Raw genomic sequence first — 18,352 nt, forward strand, 5'->3', positions numbered from 1 at the left:
AGCGTTCAATCTGAGCCATGATCAAACTCTTCAGTTAAAATCATTTCGAACTTTATAAGTAAAGTTCTTAAACTTGGCTCATCAATTTTCTGACTTAAATTTCGCTCAAATAAACTTCGAGTAATTTCTACCATTCAATCAATGAAAATAATTTCGATTAATCAACCAGTAAAAATCCACACAAGTTGTTCTTCATAATCTCTTAATGATCTTTCTAACATCTCGTCAATGCCAGAAGCTGGACTTCGATAAACTCAACAACTCAACGCTTCGCGTTTCGTTTGTTTCCGTCTATCTCGTCGGTATGGGTGCATTCTAGAGGATTTCAGAATCATTGCAACCCCCAATTCACTATATTTTTCACGTATGTATCTTTTTTCTACGAATTTCGTTAAAAAATCGCTTTTTTATCTAAATTTTGAGCATTTTTCTTCAATAAAAGCCGTATTCATTGCAATTCAATTTAAAACAGTAAAATTTATTAAGACCTGATAACTATCAAAAAACTGTGATTTTTAAATAAGACCATACAATTTAAGGGCTGTATCCAGAATTTTCCGAAACTTTCTTATATCAGCTTACATATTTTGCTGTTTTCTATCCGACTTATAGATATGGAGCTTTTTGTAAGATCAAAATCCCTGCTGAATACAGATTTTTTCTTAACACCCGCTTTTAAGAAGTAAAAATGAGGATATGATCTTTACTAGGTCTCACATCATCCAGAAAGCTTACTTAAGTGCAGAAGAATAAGCAGAAGATTAAAATCGATTAAGCTACATCTGAGTATTTATCTTTTACCCAATGTTGTATCACTTCCTCAATCACTTCTTTCTTGCCATTGTAGTCTTCAGCAGCAAACAATAATTTGGCCCGACGTGGCAGACGTTCTTTGACTAATGAAAAGAGTAAATAGCGGGAGGCAAGGTCTAATTGCTGAAATAAGGCCTGTACCTGATCAAAAGATTTTTGTTTTTGCTCAGCAGATTCATATTCGAAGAGAAAACGCAAAATGAAATCGATGTCTTCATCAAACATCTGTTCAGTCTGGTATTGATACACCTTATTTACCTTTCTTTTTATAGATGGATTGAGATTCAAAGATGATTCATTCATCTCACCATGGATTTAACCTTAATCCAAGCTGATTCATCCATCTTTGTTTTGAATTTATTGAAGATTGAACATATAGCCAGACAACACCAATAAAAAAGGAAGAGATCTCTCCCAAAATCTCTTCCTTAGAATTGAATCTTTACCCGATCCATTATGTCATTATTATAGTTATTCACATTATATTAACTTGTCTCTTTATTTAGAGACCTGATCAATTATGGAGTTGTCTGTTATTGATCATTACCCTCTAGATATGCTTTTCACGGAATCTCTAGACGAATAAATCTTATACACAAAAAACCAGAAATGCAAGCCAAATGGCAAAATTTAAATGTTGTTTTTATAAGGTTTTTTTTGAATTTCTATATTTATATAATTCATATACAACTTAAAAAATAAAAGCAGGCCGAAGCCTGCTTTTATTTCAATAACTTAGAACCAGCCTTAGTCAACAAAGGTCACTTTTGCAATTGCTTTTTTGCTGGCCTGAATAATTAAAGTTACGTTCTCTTTCACAGAAAAAGACGCATCAACCGGTTTCCAGTCCACTTTTACAGTGCCACGGCCTAAGGCATCTTTAGCTTGAGCAGCATTTTTGGTTAAGCCAGCTTCACGTAAAATTGAAGTAATGAAGATCTCACCACCAAATTCACCACGTGAAATGGTCACTTCAGGCGTACCTTCAGGAAGTTCACCTTCAGTAATGATATTACCTGCACCTTTATGGGCATGAGCGGCAGCTTCAGCACCGTGGAAACGCTCTACCAGTTCCAGCGCAAGGATACGTTTCACTTCCTGCGGGTTACGGCCTTCTTCGATTTCTTTCAGCAAGCCTTGAATTTCTTCTATTGACTTGAAGCTAAGCAGATCGAAATAACGCTCAATCAGTGAATCCGGCATAGATAATACTTTCTGGTACATCGCGCCAGGTGCATCAAATACACCAATATAGTTGCCTAAAGATTTAGACATCTTGTTCACGCCATCCAGACCTTCAAGAATTGGCACAGTAATGCACACCTGCGCTTCCTGGTTATAACGGCCTTGTAGAGTACGACCCATCAACAGGTTAAAGGTCTGGTCTGTACCCCCTAACTCCACGTCAGCTTCTAAGGCGATTGAGTCATAACCTTGAACTAGCGGATATAAGAATTCATGAATCGCAATCGGTTGCTGGTTGTTATAACGTTTGGTGAAGTCATCACGCTCTAACATACGTGCAACTGTTTGTTGTGATGCCAATTGAATCAGGTCAGCTGCAGTTTTTTGTGCAAACCACTCCGAGTTAAACACGACTTTGGTTTTGTTTGGATCAAGAATTTTAAATACTTGTTCCTGATAGGTTTTTGCATTTTCCAGCACCTGCTCACGTGACAATGGCGGGCGGGTTGCGCTCTTACCAGTCGGGTCACCGATCATCGCAGTATAATCCCCGATCAGGAAGTACACTTCATGACCCAAGTCTTGGAATACTTTTAATTTATTGATTAAAACTGTATGACCTAAGTGCAGGTCCGGTGCAGTTGGGTCAAAACCCGCTTTAATTTTTAAAGGACGATTCTGCTTTAATTTCTTCAGAAGGTCTTCTTCGGAAATAATTTCGTGGGTGCCTCGTTGGATGAGGGCAAGTTGTTCTTCAGCCGGCAGGAAATTTGACATCACAAAATCCAAATACATCAGTTATTCAATTTGTGCGATATACTAACACTTTTTCAGCACATTGCAGGCTTAAGAATAATCATGACAGCGATCTATATTGGGGTAATGACCGGCACAAGTATGGATGGTGTCGATATTGTTGCTGCTTCTTTTGATCCACTTCAGCTTCATGCCACCCTCACCTTGCCTTTTGATCCCGATCTTCGTGATGAACTGATGGCGTTAACTTTGCCAGATGACAATGAAATCGACCGCATGGGCAAAGCTGATGTCGCACTAGCACAGATGATTGGTCATGGCATCAATACGCTGATTAAAGAAAATAATTTAGATCGATCTCAAATCAAGGCGATTGGCTCACATGGTCAGACCATCCGCCATCGTCCTGAACATGGCTTTACCCTGCAAATTGGTGATCCAAATATTATTACGGAAATTACCCAGATTCCGGTCATTTCTGATTTCCGTCGTCGCGATCTGGCTGCTGGCGGCCAAGGCGCACCTTTGGTTCCCGCTTTCCATCAGGATATTTTCCAGCATGACAATATTCACCGCGTGATTCTGAATTTAGGCGGCATTGCCAATGTGAGTATTCTGCCAGCAGGTCAACCAGATCAAGTTTATGGCTTCGATACCGGCCCTGCCAATATTCTGATGGATGCCTGGTGTCAGCGTTATACCGGCCAGCCTTTTGATGAAAATGGTAACTGGGCAGCTTATGGCACGCCAATCCGTAGCCTATTGGACCGTTTACAGGAACATGAGTTCTTCTCAAAAGAGCCACCGAAAAGTACCGGCCGCGAAGACTTTAATCTAGAATGGCTGGATGAACAGATTGCTGACTGGCGCAATGATCTTCAATATGATGAACTTGAAGATACACCAGAGAATGTGCAAGCTACTTTAATGAAGCTCACGACCCGTGCGATTAAAAAAGCCATTTACCGTTCTGGTCTGGATACCGGTGAAGTCTATGTCTGTGGTGGTGGTGCTTATAATTCACATTTATTGGAACAGTTACGCTGGCGTTTGCGTAAACATCACTGGAGCGTACAAACCACAGCCGACCTTGGCTTAAATCCGACTTGGGTGGAAGGCACAGCTTTTGCCTGGCTGGCGATGCGTTTTATGAATCAACTCAGCGGCAATCTGCCGGCTGTGACAGGTGCATCAGGTTATCGCGTTCTGGGCACGATTACCTCTGTATAAGAGCAGCTTTAAGCTCACTATATATAGTTATAAAAAAGGTCTGCATATTTGCAGACCTTTTTTATGATGAAGATCTATATTTAGATCATGTCTAAATTCTTCCTAACGCATCATTAGTTTGGCATTTTCATTTCTAAATGCACGCAGGATTTGCTGGCCCGCACGACCGGTCGGGCTTAAACCTAGACGGTTCTGTTCCTGACGAATCGCTTGGCGGGTTTTATCCCCAATTAGACCATCCACCTCACCAATATCATAGCCACGGTTTAACAGGAATTGCTGGATCTCGCGACGTTCCGCACGTGACGTACCCGGATCATCGGTTGGCCAAGCTGCCTGGATGCTTCCTTTACCTTGTAAGCGGTCAGATAAATGTGCAATCGCTAAAGCATAACTTTCTGCTGCATTATAGCTGTAAATAGCATCAAAATTCTTAAAGACTAAAAATACCGGGCCATTTTCACCTGCAGGTGCCAATAAGCCAGCCTGAGAAGATTCTGATAAATTGCCCTGCAATAGCGAAGTACCGTCAGCGCGCACCACACCACGGTTCATCCAGCTACTCAGTGATTTTTTATTGCGTCGGCCTTCGCCTGAAACAGACATGCCTTGTGGAATTTTTACTTCAAAGCCCCAAGGTTGGCCAGTCTGCCAGCCACGTTTTTTCAGGAAATTGGCTGTAGAAGCCAGTGCATCAGGAATACTGCCGACTAAATCACGACGACCATCCCCATCAAAATCTACCGCTAGTTCATCATAGGTTGATGGCATAAACTGGGTGTGACCAAATGCGCCTGCCCATGAACCTTTGAGCTGGCTTTCATAGACATCACCACGCTGTAACAGTTTCATAGTGGTGAAGAACTCACCACGGAAATAACTTTGACGACGACCTTCACAACTCAAAGTACCCAAAGACTGTAATAAAGGATATTTCCCGGAAATGTCTCCAAAATTACTTTCTACGCCCCATACGGCTACGATGGTTTCTGCCGGCACTCCATAGGCTGCGCTAATCCGGTTTAATACCTCACGATGTTGCTGCAGTTTTTGTCGACCCAGCTGTACACGTTCTTCATCCACTAGTCCGGACAGATAATCCCAGATCGGAGTCGAAAACTCAGGCTGATAATTCAGCTTTTCAATCACAGAATAATCGGGTGTTAAATTTTGCGTATAACGATCGTAGGTTGAACCACTTACGCCTTGTGCAATCGCCTGACTGCGCAAATTGGCAAGACAATTCTGAAAATTATTTTGGGACGCATAATTGACGGGGCTGCTCGGAACAGAGGATATATCCGTTGATGTCACACGCTGACCATTAATAATCAGTTCTGCCTGTGCCTGTGTAGCAGCTAAAACCAAAGAACCAACAAAAAGTGCAAGCCGTTGCATAAGACCCTTAAATATTTAGATTTTGAATTATGTTTCTACCTTAGCAGCTCATGACGAAAATTAAAGCGCCAATGCGTAAATTTAAATTCATAATTCCTACACTTTTGAATTCATTTTGTAGCTTTTAAATTTAAAAACTTATCCACAAGTCCATTTTAAATTCAAATCAGGCTCATTTTTTTAAATTTAAATTCAAAACTCAGGAAATTACTTTTGAATTTAAAAATTTATTGTGGATAACTTGTCTTTAGATTAGGACTGCTCAATCAGCCAAAGGCTTCTGGTATATAGCATCTCTATTTTAAATTCATTTTTATTAGAAGTAACTATATTTAAATTCAGAACTTTGAATTCATTGATCAGCTTTTAAATTTGAATTCATATTTTTGAATTTAAATTTAAACAGCAAAGTTTAAATTCAAAGTCATTTTTAAATTTGAATTTATTTTTATGAATTTAAATTTAAAATCTATTTCCAGTTTTAAATTCAAATTCAATATTCAGTATATCCACAAGTGAATAACCTAGAATTCAGCTCAAAATAGCAGCAAATTAAATTATTATATTTATACTCAATTGATCAGTTTATAAGCAATTGATTTTAAAAATGATCCGACCAATGGCAGGGGATTTTTAAAGAGGCGCAATCATGCCTGAATCTGGACAAATAAAAAAGCGATCACCGAAGTGATCGCTTTTTTTATCAGCAGCTTAAAGCTTAGATGGTCATATCTTCGCTCAATGCCAATGGATTCGGTAAAATCTTCGCCAGTTGACGGCATAAAGTGGTCAGCTGAGCGCTGTCTGTGGGCATCAAAGTGATGTGACCAATCTTGCGACCTTCACGTTCTGTTTTATTGTACAGATGCAGGTGTGCGCCTTCTAAAGTCAGGACATCTTCAGATTTGGGATGCTGACCGATAATGTTCACCATCACGGTTGGACGCACCACTTCAGTTGAACCCAGTGGCAGACCTGCGACCGCACGAATATGGTTTTCAAACTGCGAGCAGACAGCGCCTTCAATCGACCAGTGACCTGAGTTATGCACACGTGGTGCCATTTCATTTGCATACAGGCCTTTGTCTGTCACAAACAGCTCAAGGGTCAAGACACCCACATAATTCAAGTGATTGAGCAGGCGAGTGATGTAATCCTGCGCGACTGGCTGCAGATCCGCACTATTGGGTGCCGGAACGATGGAATGCGACAGGATGCCGTTATGGTGATGATTTTCAGCCAATGGCCAGGTTTTGACATCACCATTTTGACCACGTACCGCAATGATGGATACTTCACGCGAGAAAGTCACAAAACTTTCGGCAATCAATTCACCAGCAGGGCCGAGTTCCGCCCAGGCCTGATCAATCTGATCTGCTGAACGTAGAACGAACTGGCCTTTGCCGTCATAACCACCACGAGAGGTTTTTAGCACGATCGGTAAGCCAAGCTCAGCAACAGCCGCCTGCAAGCTTTCCAGTGAAGTCACCGCTTTATATGGTGCAACCGGAATTTCCAGTTCATCAAATAGGGCTTTTTCAGACAGACGATGTTGTGCAATGGCTAAAGCCTGACGAGGCGGATGCAGATCTTTGTTTTGCGTTAAAACGTCGACATCAGCTAGGGGTGTATTTTCAAACTCCAGGCTGAAGACATCTGCGCTATTGATGAAATCCTGCAAGCCATTTACAGCTTTTGTTGAGAAAACCGGACCCAAAGCCGCAGAAGGGCAGTCCGTATTGGCTTCAAAGAACGTACATTGAATATTTAGAGGTAGTGCGGCTTGTGCCATCATCCGGCCTAGCTGGCCGCCACCAAAAATACCGATGGTTTTATCCATTGTGTTTGATCCCGTATTAAGCTTGGACTTACATTTGACCTGGAATATTATTACTTGCGACTTTCTCGGTTTGTGCCGCGCGGAAATCTGCGACATTTTTTGCGATCTCTGGACGGGTTAAACCTAAAATCTGTGCTGCCATAATGGCTGCATTGGTTGCACCGGCAGGACCGATCGCCAATGTTCCTACGGCGATACCCGCTGGCATTTGCACGATAGAAAGCAATGAATCGACACCATTTAAGATCGAAGATTTGACGGGTACACCCAGTACTGGCAGATCAGTTTTGGCTGCACACATACCTGGTAAATGCGCTGCACCACCTGCACCGGCAATAATCACCTGAATACCACGATCACGCGCTTGTTCAGCATATTCAAACAGACGGTCCGGGGTACGGTGTGCGGAAACGACTTCGGCTTCAAATGGGACACCAAGCTGCTTGAGCATATTGGCAGTGTGTTCGAGAGTTGCCCAATCTGATTGAGAACCCATGATAATACCTACGAGAGGAGTATCTTGTGCAGCAGCCGCATTCATTGCAAATTTTCCAGAGATTAAAGTAAGAAAGATAAATCTCGACGAGAGAGCCAAGCTTGAATAGGAATGCATATTATAGACTGATTTTTCAGCTTCATAAAATTTAACGGTCAAAGCAAGGCTCGATTTTTCTTATTTTTTTATTGGATTCTTAAAAACTGGAATAAAAATAGGGAAGTAGTGGATAGTAGATGATTTCAGGAACTGCGGAATACAAAATAGACACAGCCACACAGACACAGTGCTGCCCATAAATAATCCAGTTTAAACGGCTGTTTGAACAGGAAAATCATAAAGGGAACAAAGACCAGTAGAGTGACGACTTCTTGGGTAATTTTCATTTGACCCACCGCCAGTCCCTGTTGGGCTAATAATTTGGTTGCTGGAATCATCAGGCTATATTCAAACAGGGCAATGGCCCAGCTAAATAAAATCGCCTGCCACAGCGGTGCATCATGCGGCAGGAATTTGAGATGTCCATACCAGGCCAGGGTCATAAAACAGTTGGCAATCACCAGAAGAAATAGAGCCGGTAGCATCTGCATGCACTCTGCAAAAAGTTCGGGCTTATTTTACGATTTATTTTGCCAAAAGATATTCCGGAAGCTTGAAAATTTCCCTGAATTTGTCTGTGAAACAGGATTTAAAAAATCCCGCAGGAATGCTTGAACTTTGACTATCTTTTCGGTCAAAGCCTTGCTATCGTTGCTTGCAAATCGAATAAATCATGGCAACAGCACCAGTACAAAGTGATGTGTCAGGCAAAATGGAGTGAAGTAGATGCATCTGCATATTTTGGGTATTTGTGGCACCTTTATGGGTTCACTGGCATTACTGGCACGTGATCTGGGCCATAAGGTGACAGGATCGGATCAAAACGTTTATCCACCGATGTCGACCCAGTTGGAAAATGCAGGCATTACTTTAATGCAGGGCTATGACCATAGCCATTTACAGCCGCATCCAGATCTGGTGATTGTCGGCAATGCCATGAAACGTGGTATTGATGCCGTGGAATATATGCTGAATGAAGGTCTGCCTTATATTTCAGGCCCGCAGTTCCTGGCAGATCATGTGCTACAAGGTAAACATGTTTTAGGTGTAGCCGGTACGCATGGTAAAACCACCACCACCACCATGCTGGCATGGGTACTGGATCAGGCCGGTTTAGAGCCGGGCTTCCTGATTGGCGGTGTACCGCTTGGCTTTTCTGAAAGTGCGCGCTTAGGTGGCGGTAAATACTTCTGTGTTGAAGCCGATGAATACGATTCTGCTTTCTTCGACAAACGTTCCAAGTTCGTGCATTACCATCCTAAAACGGCGATTCTGAACAATCTGGAATTTGACCATGCCGATATCTTTGATGATCTGGCAGCAATCCAGAAACAGTTCCACCATTTAGTGCGTACCATTCCAAGTGAAGGCCGTATTATTGCGCCAATTACTGAAACGAATATTGATGAAGTGCTAGAGCAGGGCTGCTGGACACCTGTGGTTCGTACTTCATTAGATGCCAATGAAAAATCTGAGCTTTATGCTGAACAGCTTTCAGAAGATGGTTCTCACTTCAAGGTGCTGCAACACGGTATCGTGAAAGGCGAAGTGAAATGGAATATGACGGGTCAGCATAGTGTAGCCAATGCACTGGCAACGATTGCTGCTGCTGAACATGTCGGTGTCTCTATTGAAACGGCTTGTGAAGCACTCTCCAACTTTGGCGGTGTTAAGCGCCGTATGGAACTGCTGGACACTGTACGCGGCATTGAAGTCTATGATGACTTTGCCCATCACCCAACCGCGATTGATACCACCCTTGATGGCGCACGCAAGCGTCTCGGTGAACGTAAGCTGTGGGCGATTATTGAACCACGTTCCAATACCATGCGTATGGGCAGCCATAAAGATGGCTTGGCATATTCCGCGCGTCTGGCCAATGAAGTGATCTGGTATCAACCGGAAGGCCTGGATTGGGATCTGCAACCGGTAATTGACGCTGCACCAAATAAAGCTGTAGTCGCACGTACTCTAGATGAGATTATCCAGACCGTAGTGGCTGAAGCAGGTGAGGGCGATGCCGTGGTGATCATGTCCAATGGCGGTTTTGGCGGGCTACATCAGAAACTGATTAGCGCTTTAAAAGCTTAAAAATTTATATGAAAAAGCCCGTAATTGCGGGCTTTTTTATTTTAAAAATTAAATTCGCTTTCTATCTTTTCTTAAGAAAATTGAACCTCATTCAAGTTCAAATCAACTTTCTTATTTTACTATTAAAACAGCTAAAATTTATCTTTTTTCTTTTCATTATCTTTTGTTGCAATCTGGACATAAGACTCATTGCAGTCTTTGAGTGCCCTAGGCACAATCAATAAGAACAACAGTATTTCGATCCTCTTTTATCCTTCACCCTCCTGATGATTTTCCAGGCTGTAAAGGCAGCAAAAAAATAGCTTTATCTCTCTTGTTCAGACCCTCATTTCCTTAGGAGATCTGTCATGACAACAATGAAAGCCATGGTGTATTACGGCGCCAATGATATTCGTTTTGAAGAACGTCCTATTCCCCAAATTCTGCAACCTACTGATGCCATTATCAAACTTAGCAAAGTCACCATTTGTGGTACCGACCTCGGGATCTGGAAAGGTAAAAACCCCGAAATTGAAGAGGTCGCAAAAGAAAAAACCGGCAGCTTTAATGGCCGGATTCTCGGTCATGAAGGTATTGGTATTGTGGAAGAAGTTGGTTCTGCAGTTCAAAACTTTAAAAAAGGTGATCGGGTGATTATTTCCTGTGTCAGCCGCTGCGGCACCTGCGAAAACTGTCAGAAACAGCTATATGCCCATTGTAGAAACGAGGGTGGCTGGATCATGGGCTATATGATTGACGGCACTCATGCCGAATATGTCCGAACCCCATTTGCCGATACTTCTCTCTATCACCTACCAGAAGGTCTGAATGAAGATGTTGCGGTCTTTCTTTCAGATATTTTACCGACCTCACATGAAATTGGTGTGCAATATGGTCAGGTCAAACCGGGAGACAATGTGGCGATTGTCGGTGCCGGCCCAATCGGCATGAGTGCCTTGCTCACTGCTCAGTTTTATTCTCCAGCCAATATCATCATGGTCGATGTCGATGATAACCGGCTGGAATTTGCCAAAACTGTCGGTGCCACCCATACCGTGAATTCAGCCAATGAGGATGCTATTCAACGTGTACTGGACCTCACTGATGGAAGAGGAGTGGACTGTGCCATTGAAGCGGTGGGCCTGGAAGCCACCTGGAATATTTGCCAGCATATTGTGAAAGAAGGCGGTCATCTGGCCAATGTCGGTGTACATGGTAAATCCGTCAATTTTGAACTGAATAAACTCTGGATTAAAAACCTGACCATCACCACTGGCCTGGTCAATACCAATACCACCGGGATGCTGCTCAAAACCTGCTGCTCCGGCAAACTGCCACTGGAAAAACTGGCCACCCATCACTTCAAGTTTGCTGAATTTGAAAAGGCCTATGATGTGTTTAAACATGCTTCTGACGAAAAGGCTTTAAAGGTCATGATTGAAATGACTTAAATCATTATCGACAACAAAAAAAAGTCCGCATAGCGGACTTTTTTATTTTTTAGCGTCAATTAAAAATAGGGAATATAACCACGCTGTTTATAACCTTGAGGAGAAGCAAGATTGGCCTGATTTTCATCCAGACGATAGAGCAGTTCCAGGAATCCACCCAGTTGTTCCTGTTGCAATGCATGAGGTTCAAACTGACCTAAACCTAAACGTGAAAATAAAGAAGAAATTTCACTATGTTTATGCACATATTTCATCGACCACTCCGAGAAATGTGGACGTTCTACCGTTGCATCCTGAAAGCGAAGCACCTGATGATGGCGTGGATCACGGCAAATACTCTGAAACAGATTTTCTACCGCCTCTGCTTCACCTTCCAGACATTGAAAAAACTTGCCGTGGGAATAATATAAAACCCCGTTAATTTGGTGAGCTTTATTAAATTTTCTCGCTACAGATAATATATCGCTAAGATCCTGTAATAACTCTTGTTCAGATTCTATCCGCTCACTGGCGTAGCAAAGCTGTAGCATAAGGTCATCTCACTGAAGAAAGAATTAAAAGCATAATTTAATCAATTATTTTAATTTAAGTCGATCATTTTTTAAGCAAATATCCGTTTTTGCTTACATTGTTTTAGGTTTGCTTTTCCAAAGAAAACTTCTAACAATTACCTCCTGAGAGGAAATCAATGATTTCAGATATATAGCGATAATGATGAAGGAGTGAAACCTGATGTTAAAAGATCTGATTTTCACTGTAGCGTTGTTGTGTATATGTTTTATGCTTTTGATTATGCTGAATGAGATGGCCTTGACGACCGAGACCAACATTTTGCTCAGTTCAGTTTTTGTAGGCTGGACGCTTTTACAGTTTGTTCGCCGTCGTATGTTTTTTTATATCAGTGTAAGCCTGATGATAGGAATACTTACGCTGTTAGGCAAATATGAAGAAGTGTTATGGAACAGCATAGGCCTGATGGCAGGTTATGGCGTATATAACCTGCTGCAGCGTATTTCTGTACCTGCACTTAAGGGCAAATTACAACATATCTCTATCTTGGATAAGTTTAATTCAATTGCTAAATAGCAGCTGCCACATCCTGTAGGCTGCGATCACGTTTAAACATGACATCTACATAGGAACATTGGGGAATAATTTTTAAGCTATTCTTGCGGGCAAAGTCGACCAGCACATCCAGCATTTTGCGTGCTACGCCTTGACCGCGTAAGGAATTATCTACCCAGGTATGATCAGCCACGATGGTCGATGCTTCTTGCCACTGATATGTAATTTCAGCAAGACGTCGACCATCTTCCTCCATAAAAAATACACCGCCGCGTTTTGAATCTTGATGTTGAATGTCCATACTGAAGGCTGATCCCTTAATAAAATTATTGGTTTATTTAATTTAAAACATCTTCTTAAAGAAATAATATGAATTATTGTTAAGTTTTTAATATTGGATGAAATTTTTTATTTTCTTTCATCATTTCCTGTGAATTTTTTCAAATATTGATAATTTTTTATTTCTCTATTTTGCCTGATTGAGGGTGATGCAGTTTTAGTCATCGCATGTCACCCCAAAAATTTAATTTTAACTACTCCCTAATTGAGAAAGACAGGATTAGAATGCAGCATCTTTTTGCATGCAACTTCGTATGTCTGACTCATCTTCCGCTTCTTCCGTCACCAAGCAATGGATTGGTGTCATCGCTTTAGCCTGCGCGGCTTTTATTTTTAACACTACTGAATTTATTCCTGTGGCCTTACTGAGTGGAATCGGGCAAAGCTTTGCCATGTCCGCCACTCAAGCAGGCATCATGCTGACCATTTATGCCTGGATCGTGGCCCTACTATCTCTTCCGATCATGCTGCTCACTAAAGCCATAGAACGGCGTTTTCTACTGATGCTGGTCTTTGCGGTCTTTATTTTAAGTCATGTGCTGTCCTATTTTGCCTGGAGTTTTAGCACGCTGGTGATCAGCCGGATAGGGATTGCCATCGCACATGCCTTGTTCTGGTCGATTACCGCTTCACTCGCGGTTCGGGTCGCACCGAAAGGTAAAGAGTTTCAGGCACTTGGTTTATTAGCCACAGGAACGGCGATGGCGATGGTGCTCGGTATTCCATTTGGCCGGATGATTGGTGAGGCGTATGGCTGGCGTAATAGTTTTGCCCTGATTGCGTGTCTCGCATTGATCATTTGCCTGATTCTGGCCAAAACCTTGCCATTGCTTCCAAGTGTCAATTCAGGCTCCCTCAGCAGCTTAAAAAGCCTGATCAAACGTCCAAGCCTGATGCTAGTCTTTACCCTCACCATTCTGGTGATTACGGCGCAGTTTACCGCTTATAGCTATATTGAACCATTCTCCCTGAATATCGCCCGCTTTGATTCAGCCCAGACCACAACTTTACTTCTGGTTTATGGCGGAGCAGGATTCCTGGGTTCTTATCTGTTTGGCCGCTTTGCCGCACAGTTTCCGAAAATGACTATTCCTGCTTTTACTTTTGGACTGGTTATTTCCATGCTGCTGTTATTGCCCTTGTCGAGCACAGTCACAGGCCTCTCTGGCTTATCTCTGCTGTGGGGTTTGAGCATCATTGGTTTCAGCTTGGCTCTACAATCCAAAACCCTGAACCTAGCTGCAGATGCCACAGATGTTGCCATGGCCATTTATTCAGGCCTGTATAACGTCGGGATTGGCGGAGGAGCTTTGCTTGGCAGTATAGTCACACTTCAGATTGGGCTATCGAGCATTGGCTGGGCCGGAGCAGGGCTGGCGATTCTTGGATTTCTGCTTAGTCTTTATTTGGTTCAGCGTTTGGACTTCCTGCCCAAAGCTGCTGATTAAACGCTGCTTTTTGTAAAATAATTTGTGATTATGCATAAAATCTGTCATGCTCATTTGATATTGAGCAATTGCTCAAACAGAATTGAGTTTGAACAAGGGGAGTAGCCTCCTCCAAACGTTTAAGAATGAAGTTTCAGTTTTTGAACGTGTCAGAATATCGTCATTACACTTTGCAAAAAGTCGGTATCTGAGCATCTTTAGGTCACACTTGATATAAAAAAGTGAAACACTAAGATGTAGGCAAGACCTTGATCATGTTGTTATAGATGTTTTTCATCTGGCAGCTGGTCAAGGTTTTTTTATGGCCAGTCGTCCGATGTGGAGAATTCACATGGAAACAATTGGTACGCTCTGGCTGTATCTTGTCTTTTTCGCAATTGTCGCCGTCATGCTGGTGATCGATTTTGTCGGCTTTAAACATCAGCATGGTCAGGAAGTAAAAGTCCGTACCGCTGCCTACTGGAGTATCGCCTGGGTCAGTGTCGCGACTTTATTTGGTGGTGGATTATGGCTGTATCTGGAGCAGACTGCAGGTGCGGCAATTGCCAATACCAAGGTCATGGAATACTTTGCCGGTTATCTGCTGGAAAAATCCTTGGCAATTGATAATGTCTTTGTCTGGCTGATGATCTTTGCCGCCTTTGCCATTCCACCAGCGCTACAACGTAAATTGCTGTTATATGGTGTACTGGGTGCCATTATTCTGCGGACCATCTTTATTTTTATTGGCGCATGGTTCGTACAGGAGTTCTCGTGGATTCTGTATATCTTCGGTGCTTTTCTGGTTTATACCGGTTTTAAATTCCTGCGCGGCCAAGGAGAAGAGCATACCGATATTGAAGATATGGCAGTTCTGAAATGGCTACGCAAACATATCCGGATTACGCCGCAAATGCGTGGCAATAAATTTTTTGTGCATCAGAACGGTGTCCTGTGGGCAACGCCATTATTTCTGGTGCTGATTCTGGTCGAAGCCTCTGATGTGATCTTCGCAGTCGATTCTATTCCTGCTATTTTTGCTGTCACCACCGACCCTTTCATTGTGCTTACTGCGAACCTGATGGCAATTTTAGGCCTGCGTGCCATGTTCTTCCTGCTCTCAGGTGCAGCCTCAAAAATGCATTATCTGCCTTATGGCCTAGGTTTGATTCTGGTCTTTATCGGCTTTAAGATGCTGATGCTGGATGTATTCCATATGCCGATCTGGATTTCACTGAGCTTTATTGTGATTGTCTTGACGGTGACTGCGATTTTGTCGATTCGTCATAGCAAGAAACATAACGAAACTACGCTGTAAAGCTAATCATAAAAAAAGCCTGCTGATGCAGGCTTTTTTATTTGTCTATAAGCTCAGCTGCATACGCACGCTCTGTTGAAATTATTCGTGATTGTCTGATCTCATAAAAAATACGCATGGTTAAATATGAATGTTCATATAAACATGCTAATTTTTTCAGCTACAATCAATCGAAAAAATCAAAAAGCGCAGGTTTTAAATGTCTTCTATCATTGCAACGACGGCAATACGCGGTCGCTTCCTGGATATCAAGAATACGGTTGCCCAAGCGCGTGAAATTCACGACCAAGTGCGATATGTAGAAGATGGCTTGCTCATCAGCCAGAATGGTGAGATTCAATGGTTTGGCAGCTGGGAAGAGGGGCAGCAGCATCTGCCTGAAGGAGTGCAGGTAGCTCATTATCCTGAGCAGCTGATCGTGCCAGGTTTTATTGATACCCATATCCATTTCCCGCAAACTGAAATGGTCGGTGCTTATGGGGAACAGCTACTAGAATGGTTAAATACTTATACCTTCCCGACTGAGATCCAGTTTCAGGATCCGGCGTATAGCCAGAAAATTGCACAGTTCTTTATTCAGGAATTGCTGAAAAATGGTACAACCACAGCTTTGGTGTTCTGTACCGTTCATCCAGCCTCGGTAGAAGCACTGTTCGAAGCGGCTACAGCACAGAATATGCGTCTGATTGCCGGTAAAGTGCTAATGGACCGCCATGCACCTGAAGCCCTGACGGATACTGCAGAATCTGCCTATAGCGACTCTAAAGCCCTGATTGAGAAATGGCATGGTAAAGGACGTAATCTTTATGCGATTACGCCACGTTTTGCTCCGACCTCAACGCCTGAACAGCTGGAAAAAGTAGGGCAGTTAAAAGTCGAATATCCAGATGTTTATATCCATACTCATCTCAGTGAAAACAAAAATGAGATTGCCTGGGTAAAAGAACTCTTTCCGGAACGTGAAGGCTATCTGGATGTCTATCATCATTATGGGCTGACCGGCGCTAAATCCGTATTTGCGCATTGTGTGCATCTGGAAGAAGGGGAGTGGGATTGTATGCATCAAACCGACTCTGCGATTGCCTTCTGCCCAACCTCAAACCTGTTCCTGGGTAGTGGTTTGTTTCCGCTAAAGAAAGCCTGGGATAAAGGCGTGAAAGTCGGCTTAGGTACCGATATCGGGGCAGGAACCTCCTTTAACCAGCTACAAACCCTGAATGAGGCTTATAAAGTGCAACAGCTGCAAGGAGAAAAACTTTCGGCTTTTGAGTCGCTATATCATGCGACCTTGGGTGGTGCGAAAGCCTTAAGTCTGGATGACCGCTTGGGGAATTTCAATGTGGGCAAAGAAGCAGACTTTGTGGTGCTGGATCTTAATGCCACCGCTTTACAACAACTACGCCAGAGCAGGGCCAAAAATATTGAAGATACCTTTTTTGCACTGACCATGCTGGGGGATGACCGTAATATTGCAGCAACCTATGTCTATGGACAGGCTGTCTATGTCAAAGCCCAATAAATCGCGTCAGCGCAGGATCATTTTGGCTGCAATCGTCGCTGTCTGTGCCTTTGCGCTGAAGAGAGATTCACAGCAGCCCAAAAATTGATTACATTTACAGCAAGTAAAACAGGTGCATCTCAAGCAAGGATGTATTAAAATTGCTGCAATTCAGGTGTTGCAGGTCAACACCTTTTTTATTTTGCTATTTTTATTTTTTAGGTATCTACCCATGACCGTTCAAATGAGCGTAATGATTTCCGCTGAAGAAATTCAAGCTAAAGTCAAAGAGCTTGGTGCTAAAATCGATGCACACTATGCCAATAGTGACAAAGAGCTTGTACTTATCGGTTTGTTACGCGGTTCAGTGATTTTCATGGCAGACTTATGTCGTGCCATTACCAAGCCACATGAACTCGACTTCATGACTGTATCCAGCTACGGCGGCGGTACGATTTCGAGCCGTGATGTCAAAATCCTGAAAGATCTGGACGGTGAAATCCGTGGTAAAGATGTGCTGGTGGTTGAGGACATTATCGACTCAGGTAATACCTTAAGCAAAGTCCTGGAAATCCTGCAAACCCGTCAGCCAAACTCAATTGAACTGTGCACTTTGGTGAGTAAACCTTCACGTCGTGAAATCGAACTGGAAGTAAAATTCCTTGGCTTTGAAGTCGAAGACAAGTTCATTGTCGGTTATGGTCTGGACTATGATCAAAAATACCGTCATATTCCATTTATTGGTGAAATCGGTCTTTAAGAACCGGTTTAAAAGAAGTGGCTTCGTGCCACTTTTTTTATTTCTTGAATCATTTCAGTAACACAGCAAACAAAAACGCAACAGCCCGTTGCAGGACATGACTTTTTTCAGAGCTTTTCTTGTCGCAAGATAAACCTGATGTAAAAACAAAGACATGATAACAAGGAGTATGCTGATGTGGTCAATTATCGTTGCGATTGTGGTGGGTTTTATTGCGGGTCTGGTTGCACGCGCGATTCATCCTGGTGATGACAAAGCTGGATTCATTGTTACGACCCTGCTGGGGATTGCCGGTTCGCTGGTTGCGACCTTTGCCGGACGTATGCTGGGCTTGTACTCCCAAGATTCTGCCGCAGGCTTTATTGCCTCAGTGATCGGTGCCGTAGTCATCCTGTTTATCTACAATATGGTGACTAAACGTAAACGGATCTAAGCCCTGCTTGGAATAAGTTTCTTTCATAAAAAGAGCACCTAGATAGGCATTGCTGTCCCACAATTTTTCACAAGAGGAAGCTCAAATGAGCTTCCTCTTGTTTTATGGGTATTTTATCGGGTGAAAATAAAGCTTTTAAAGTTCTTCTTTCAAACAAATTCACTTGAATTATTC

At 42.7% G+C, this 18,352-nt stretch carries 17 protein-coding genes; 9 read left to right on the forward strand and 8 right to left on the reverse strand.

The window, feature by feature from the left end:
• Nucleotides 1-771 precede the first annotated feature (771 nt).
• Nucleotides 772-1,062 carry a hypothetical protein gene (locus FTV25_RS14825; RefSeq protein ID WP_180004438.1) on the reverse strand — a complete coding sequence of 97 codons (291 nt, stop codon included), beginning with the start codon at nucleotides 1,060-1,062 and terminating at the stop codon, nucleotides 772-774.
• A 498-nt stretch (nucleotides 1,063-1,560) separates the two neighbouring features.
• Nucleotides 1,561-2,793 carry a tyrosine--tRNA ligase gene (tyrS, locus tag FTV25_RS14830; RefSeq protein ID WP_161792066.1) on the reverse strand — a complete coding sequence of 411 codons (1,233 nt, stop codon included), beginning with the start codon at nucleotides 2,791-2,793 and terminating at the stop codon, nucleotides 1,561-1,563.
• A gap of 63 nt (nucleotides 2,794-2,856) precedes the next feature.
• On the opposite strand from tyrS, the gene FTV25_RS14835 reads away from it, so the two are divergent.
• Nucleotides 2,857-3,984, forward strand: coding sequence for an anhydro-N-acetylmuramic acid kinase (locus tag FTV25_RS14835; RefSeq protein ID WP_180004437.1), 1,128 nt, complete (start codon nucleotides 2,857-2,859; stop codon nucleotides 3,982-3,984).
• Between the two features lie 102 nt (nucleotides 3,985-4,086).
• Here the strand turns inward: FTV25_RS14835 and FTV25_RS14840 are convergent, their stop codons facing one another.
• The 4 genes from FTV25_RS14840 to FTV25_RS14855 form a co-directional block, all read right to left on the reverse strand.
• Nucleotides 4,087-5,382 carry a lytic murein transglycosylase gene (locus FTV25_RS14840; protein ID WP_218947846.1) on the reverse strand — a complete coding sequence of 432 codons (1,296 nt, stop codon included), beginning with the start codon at nucleotides 5,380-5,382 and terminating at the stop codon, nucleotides 4,087-4,089.
• A 718-nt stretch (nucleotides 5,383-6,100) separates the two neighbouring features.
• A complete protein-coding gene (locus FTV25_RS14845) occupies nucleotides 6,101-7,222 on the reverse strand; it encodes a 5-(carboxyamino)imidazole ribonucleotide synthase (protein WP_180004435.1) in 1,122 nt (373 codons plus the stop codon).
• A 28-nt stretch (nucleotides 7,223-7,250) separates the two neighbouring features.
• Complete coding sequence (gene purE, locus FTV25_RS14850; RefSeq protein WP_180004433.1) at nucleotides 7,251-7,763, reverse strand: 5-(carboxyamino)imidazole ribonucleotide mutase; 513 nt, start codon at nucleotides 7,761-7,763, stop codon at nucleotides 7,251-7,253.
• A gap of 197 nt (nucleotides 7,764-7,960) precedes the next feature.
• Nucleotides 7,961-8,302, reverse strand: coding sequence for a DMT family protein (locus tag FTV25_RS14855; RefSeq protein WP_004780323.1), 342 nt, complete (start codon nucleotides 8,300-8,302; stop codon nucleotides 7,961-7,963).
• Nucleotides 8,303-8,543: 241 nt separating this feature from the next.
• Here FTV25_RS14855 and mpl point away from each other — a divergent pair, with 241 nt between their 5' ends.
• Both mpl and FTV25_RS14865 read left to right on the forward strand, forming a co-directional pair.
• The gene (mpl, locus tag FTV25_RS14860; RefSeq protein ID WP_180004431.1) at nucleotides 8,544-9,908 is read left to right on the forward strand and encodes a UDP-N-acetylmuramate:L-alanyl-gamma-D-glutamyl-meso-diaminopimelate ligase; all 1,365 of its coding nucleotides are present in this window, start codon (nucleotides 8,544-8,546) and stop codon (nucleotides 9,906-9,908) included.
• 347 nt (nucleotides 9,909-10,255) lie between these two features.
• Nucleotides 10,256-11,338 (forward strand): zinc-dependent alcohol dehydrogenase family protein, encoded by a 1,083-nt coding sequence (locus FTV25_RS14865; RefSeq protein WP_166139256.1) that lies wholly within the window; start codon nucleotides 10,256-10,258, stop codon nucleotides 11,336-11,338.
• A gap of 59 nt (nucleotides 11,339-11,397) precedes the next feature.
• On the opposite strand, the gene FTV25_RS14870 is transcribed toward FTV25_RS14865, so the two are convergent.
• Nucleotides 11,398-11,868, reverse strand: coding sequence for a BLUF domain-containing protein (locus FTV25_RS14870; protein WP_180004429.1), 471 nt, complete (start codon nucleotides 11,866-11,868; stop codon nucleotides 11,398-11,400).
• A 202-nt stretch (nucleotides 11,869-12,070) separates the two neighbouring features.
• Between FTV25_RS14870 and FTV25_RS14875 the strand changes: the two genes are divergently transcribed.
• Complete coding sequence (locus tag FTV25_RS14875; RefSeq protein ID WP_104426804.1) at nucleotides 12,071-12,424, forward strand: hypothetical protein; 354 nt, start codon at nucleotides 12,071-12,073, stop codon at nucleotides 12,422-12,424.
• On the opposite strand, the gene FTV25_RS14880 is transcribed toward FTV25_RS14875, so the two are convergent.
• On the reverse strand, nucleotides 12,417-12,704 hold the full coding sequence (locus FTV25_RS14880) for a GNAT family N-acetyltransferase (RefSeq protein WP_004780333.1): 288 nt from the start codon (nucleotides 12,702-12,704) through the stop codon (nucleotides 12,417-12,419). The genes FTV25_RS14875 and FTV25_RS14880 overlap by 8 nt on opposite strands.
• Nucleotides 12,705-12,996: 292 nt before the next feature.
• Between FTV25_RS14880 and FTV25_RS14885 the strand changes: the two genes are divergently transcribed.
• The 5 genes from FTV25_RS14885 (at nucleotide 12,997) to FTV25_RS14905 (ending at nucleotide 18,178) form a co-directional block, all read left to right on the forward strand.
• Nucleotides 12,997-14,190 (forward strand): sugar transporter, encoded by a 1,194-nt coding sequence (locus FTV25_RS14885; RefSeq protein WP_180004440.1) that lies wholly within the window; start codon nucleotides 12,997-12,999, stop codon nucleotides 14,188-14,190.
• Nucleotides 14,191-14,521: 331 nt separating this feature from the next.
• Nucleotides 14,522-15,487: a TerC family protein gene (locus FTV25_RS14890; RefSeq protein ID WP_180004428.1), complete on the forward strand. Its 966-nt coding sequence runs from the start codon at nucleotides 14,522-14,524 to the stop codon at nucleotides 15,485-15,487.
• Nucleotides 15,488-15,686: 199 nt separating this feature from the next.
• Nucleotides 15,687-17,006: a guanine deaminase gene (gene guaD, locus FTV25_RS14895; RefSeq protein ID WP_180004426.1), complete on the forward strand. Its 1,320-nt coding sequence runs from the start codon at nucleotides 15,687-15,689 to the stop codon at nucleotides 17,004-17,006.
• A gap of 211 nt (nucleotides 17,007-17,217) precedes the next feature.
• On the forward strand, nucleotides 17,218-17,745 hold the full coding sequence (hpt, locus tag FTV25_RS14900; protein ID WP_004780337.1) for a hypoxanthine phosphoribosyltransferase: 528 nt from the start codon (nucleotides 17,218-17,220) through the stop codon (nucleotides 17,743-17,745).
• A gap of 175 nt (nucleotides 17,746-17,920) precedes the next feature.
• Entirely contained in the window at nucleotides 17,921-18,178 is a 258-nt protein-coding gene (locus FTV25_RS14905) for a GlsB/YeaQ/YmgE family stress response membrane protein (RefSeq protein ID WP_034171345.1), read from the forward strand.
• The last annotated feature ends 174 nt before the right edge of the window (nucleotides 18,179-18,352 follow it).

Source organism: Acinetobacter sp. YH12249 (genome assembly GCF_013417475.1).
Lineage (GTDB): Bacteria > Pseudomonadota > Gammaproteobacteria > Pseudomonadales > Moraxellaceae > Acinetobacter.

Bases quoted from the DNA above. Each gene is read 5' to 3' on its own strand.
- tyrS (WP_161792066.1), bottom strand. From the start codon at position 2,793: ATGTATTTGGATTTTGTGATGTCAAATTTCCTGCCGGCTGAAGAACAA.
- hpt (WP_004780337.1), top strand. From the start codon at position 17,218: ATGACCGTTCAAATGAGCGTAATGATTTCCGCTGAAGAAATTCAAGCT.
- FTV25_RS14905 (WP_034171345.1), top strand. From the start codon at position 17,921: ATGTGGTCAATTATCGTTGCGATTGTGGTGGGTTTTATTGCGGGTCTG.
- FTV25_RS14875 (WP_104426804.1), top strand. From the start codon at position 12,071: ATGTTAAAAGATCTGATTTTCACTGTAGCGTTGTTGTGTATATGTTTT.
- purE (WP_180004433.1), bottom strand. From the start codon at position 7,763: ATGAATGCGGCTGCTGCACAAGATACTCCTCTCGTAGGTATTATCATG.
- FTV25_RS14870 (WP_180004429.1), bottom strand. From the start codon at position 11,868: ATGCTACAGCTTTGCTACGCCAGTGAGCGGATAGAATCTGAACAAGAG.
- FTV25_RS14845 (WP_180004435.1), bottom strand. From the start codon at position 7,222: ATGGATAAAACCATCGGTATTTTTGGTGGCGGCCAGCTAGGCCGGATG.
- FTV25_RS14885 (WP_180004440.1), top strand. From the start codon at position 12,997: ATGTCTGACTCATCTTCCGCTTCTTCCGTCACCAAGCAATGGATTGGT.
- FTV25_RS14835 (WP_180004437.1), top strand. From the start codon at position 2,857: ATGACAGCGATCTATATTGGGGTAATGACCGGCACAAGTATGGATGGT.
- FTV25_RS14890 (WP_180004428.1), top strand. From the start codon at position 14,522: ATGGAAACAATTGGTACGCTCTGGCTGTATCTTGTCTTTTTCGCAATT.
- FTV25_RS14880 (WP_004780333.1), bottom strand. From the start codon at position 12,704: ATGGACATTCAACATCAAGATTCAAAACGCGGCGGTGTATTTTTTATG.
- FTV25_RS14840 (WP_218947846.1), bottom strand. From the start codon at position 5,382: ATGCAACGGCTTGCACTTTTTGTTGGTTCTTTGGTTTTAGCTGCTACA.
- FTV25_RS14855 (WP_004780323.1), bottom strand. From the start codon at position 8,302: ATGCTACCGGCTCTATTTCTTCTGGTGATTGCCAACTGTTTTATGACC.
- guaD (WP_180004426.1), top strand. From the start codon at position 15,687: ATGTCTTCTATCATTGCAACGACGGCAATACGCGGTCGCTTCCTGGAT.
- mpl (WP_180004431.1), top strand. From the start codon at position 8,544: ATGCATCTGCATATTTTGGGTATTTGTGGCACCTTTATGGGTTCACTG.
- FTV25_RS14865 (WP_166139256.1), top strand. From the start codon at position 10,256: ATGACAACAATGAAAGCCATGGTGTATTACGGCGCCAATGATATTCGT.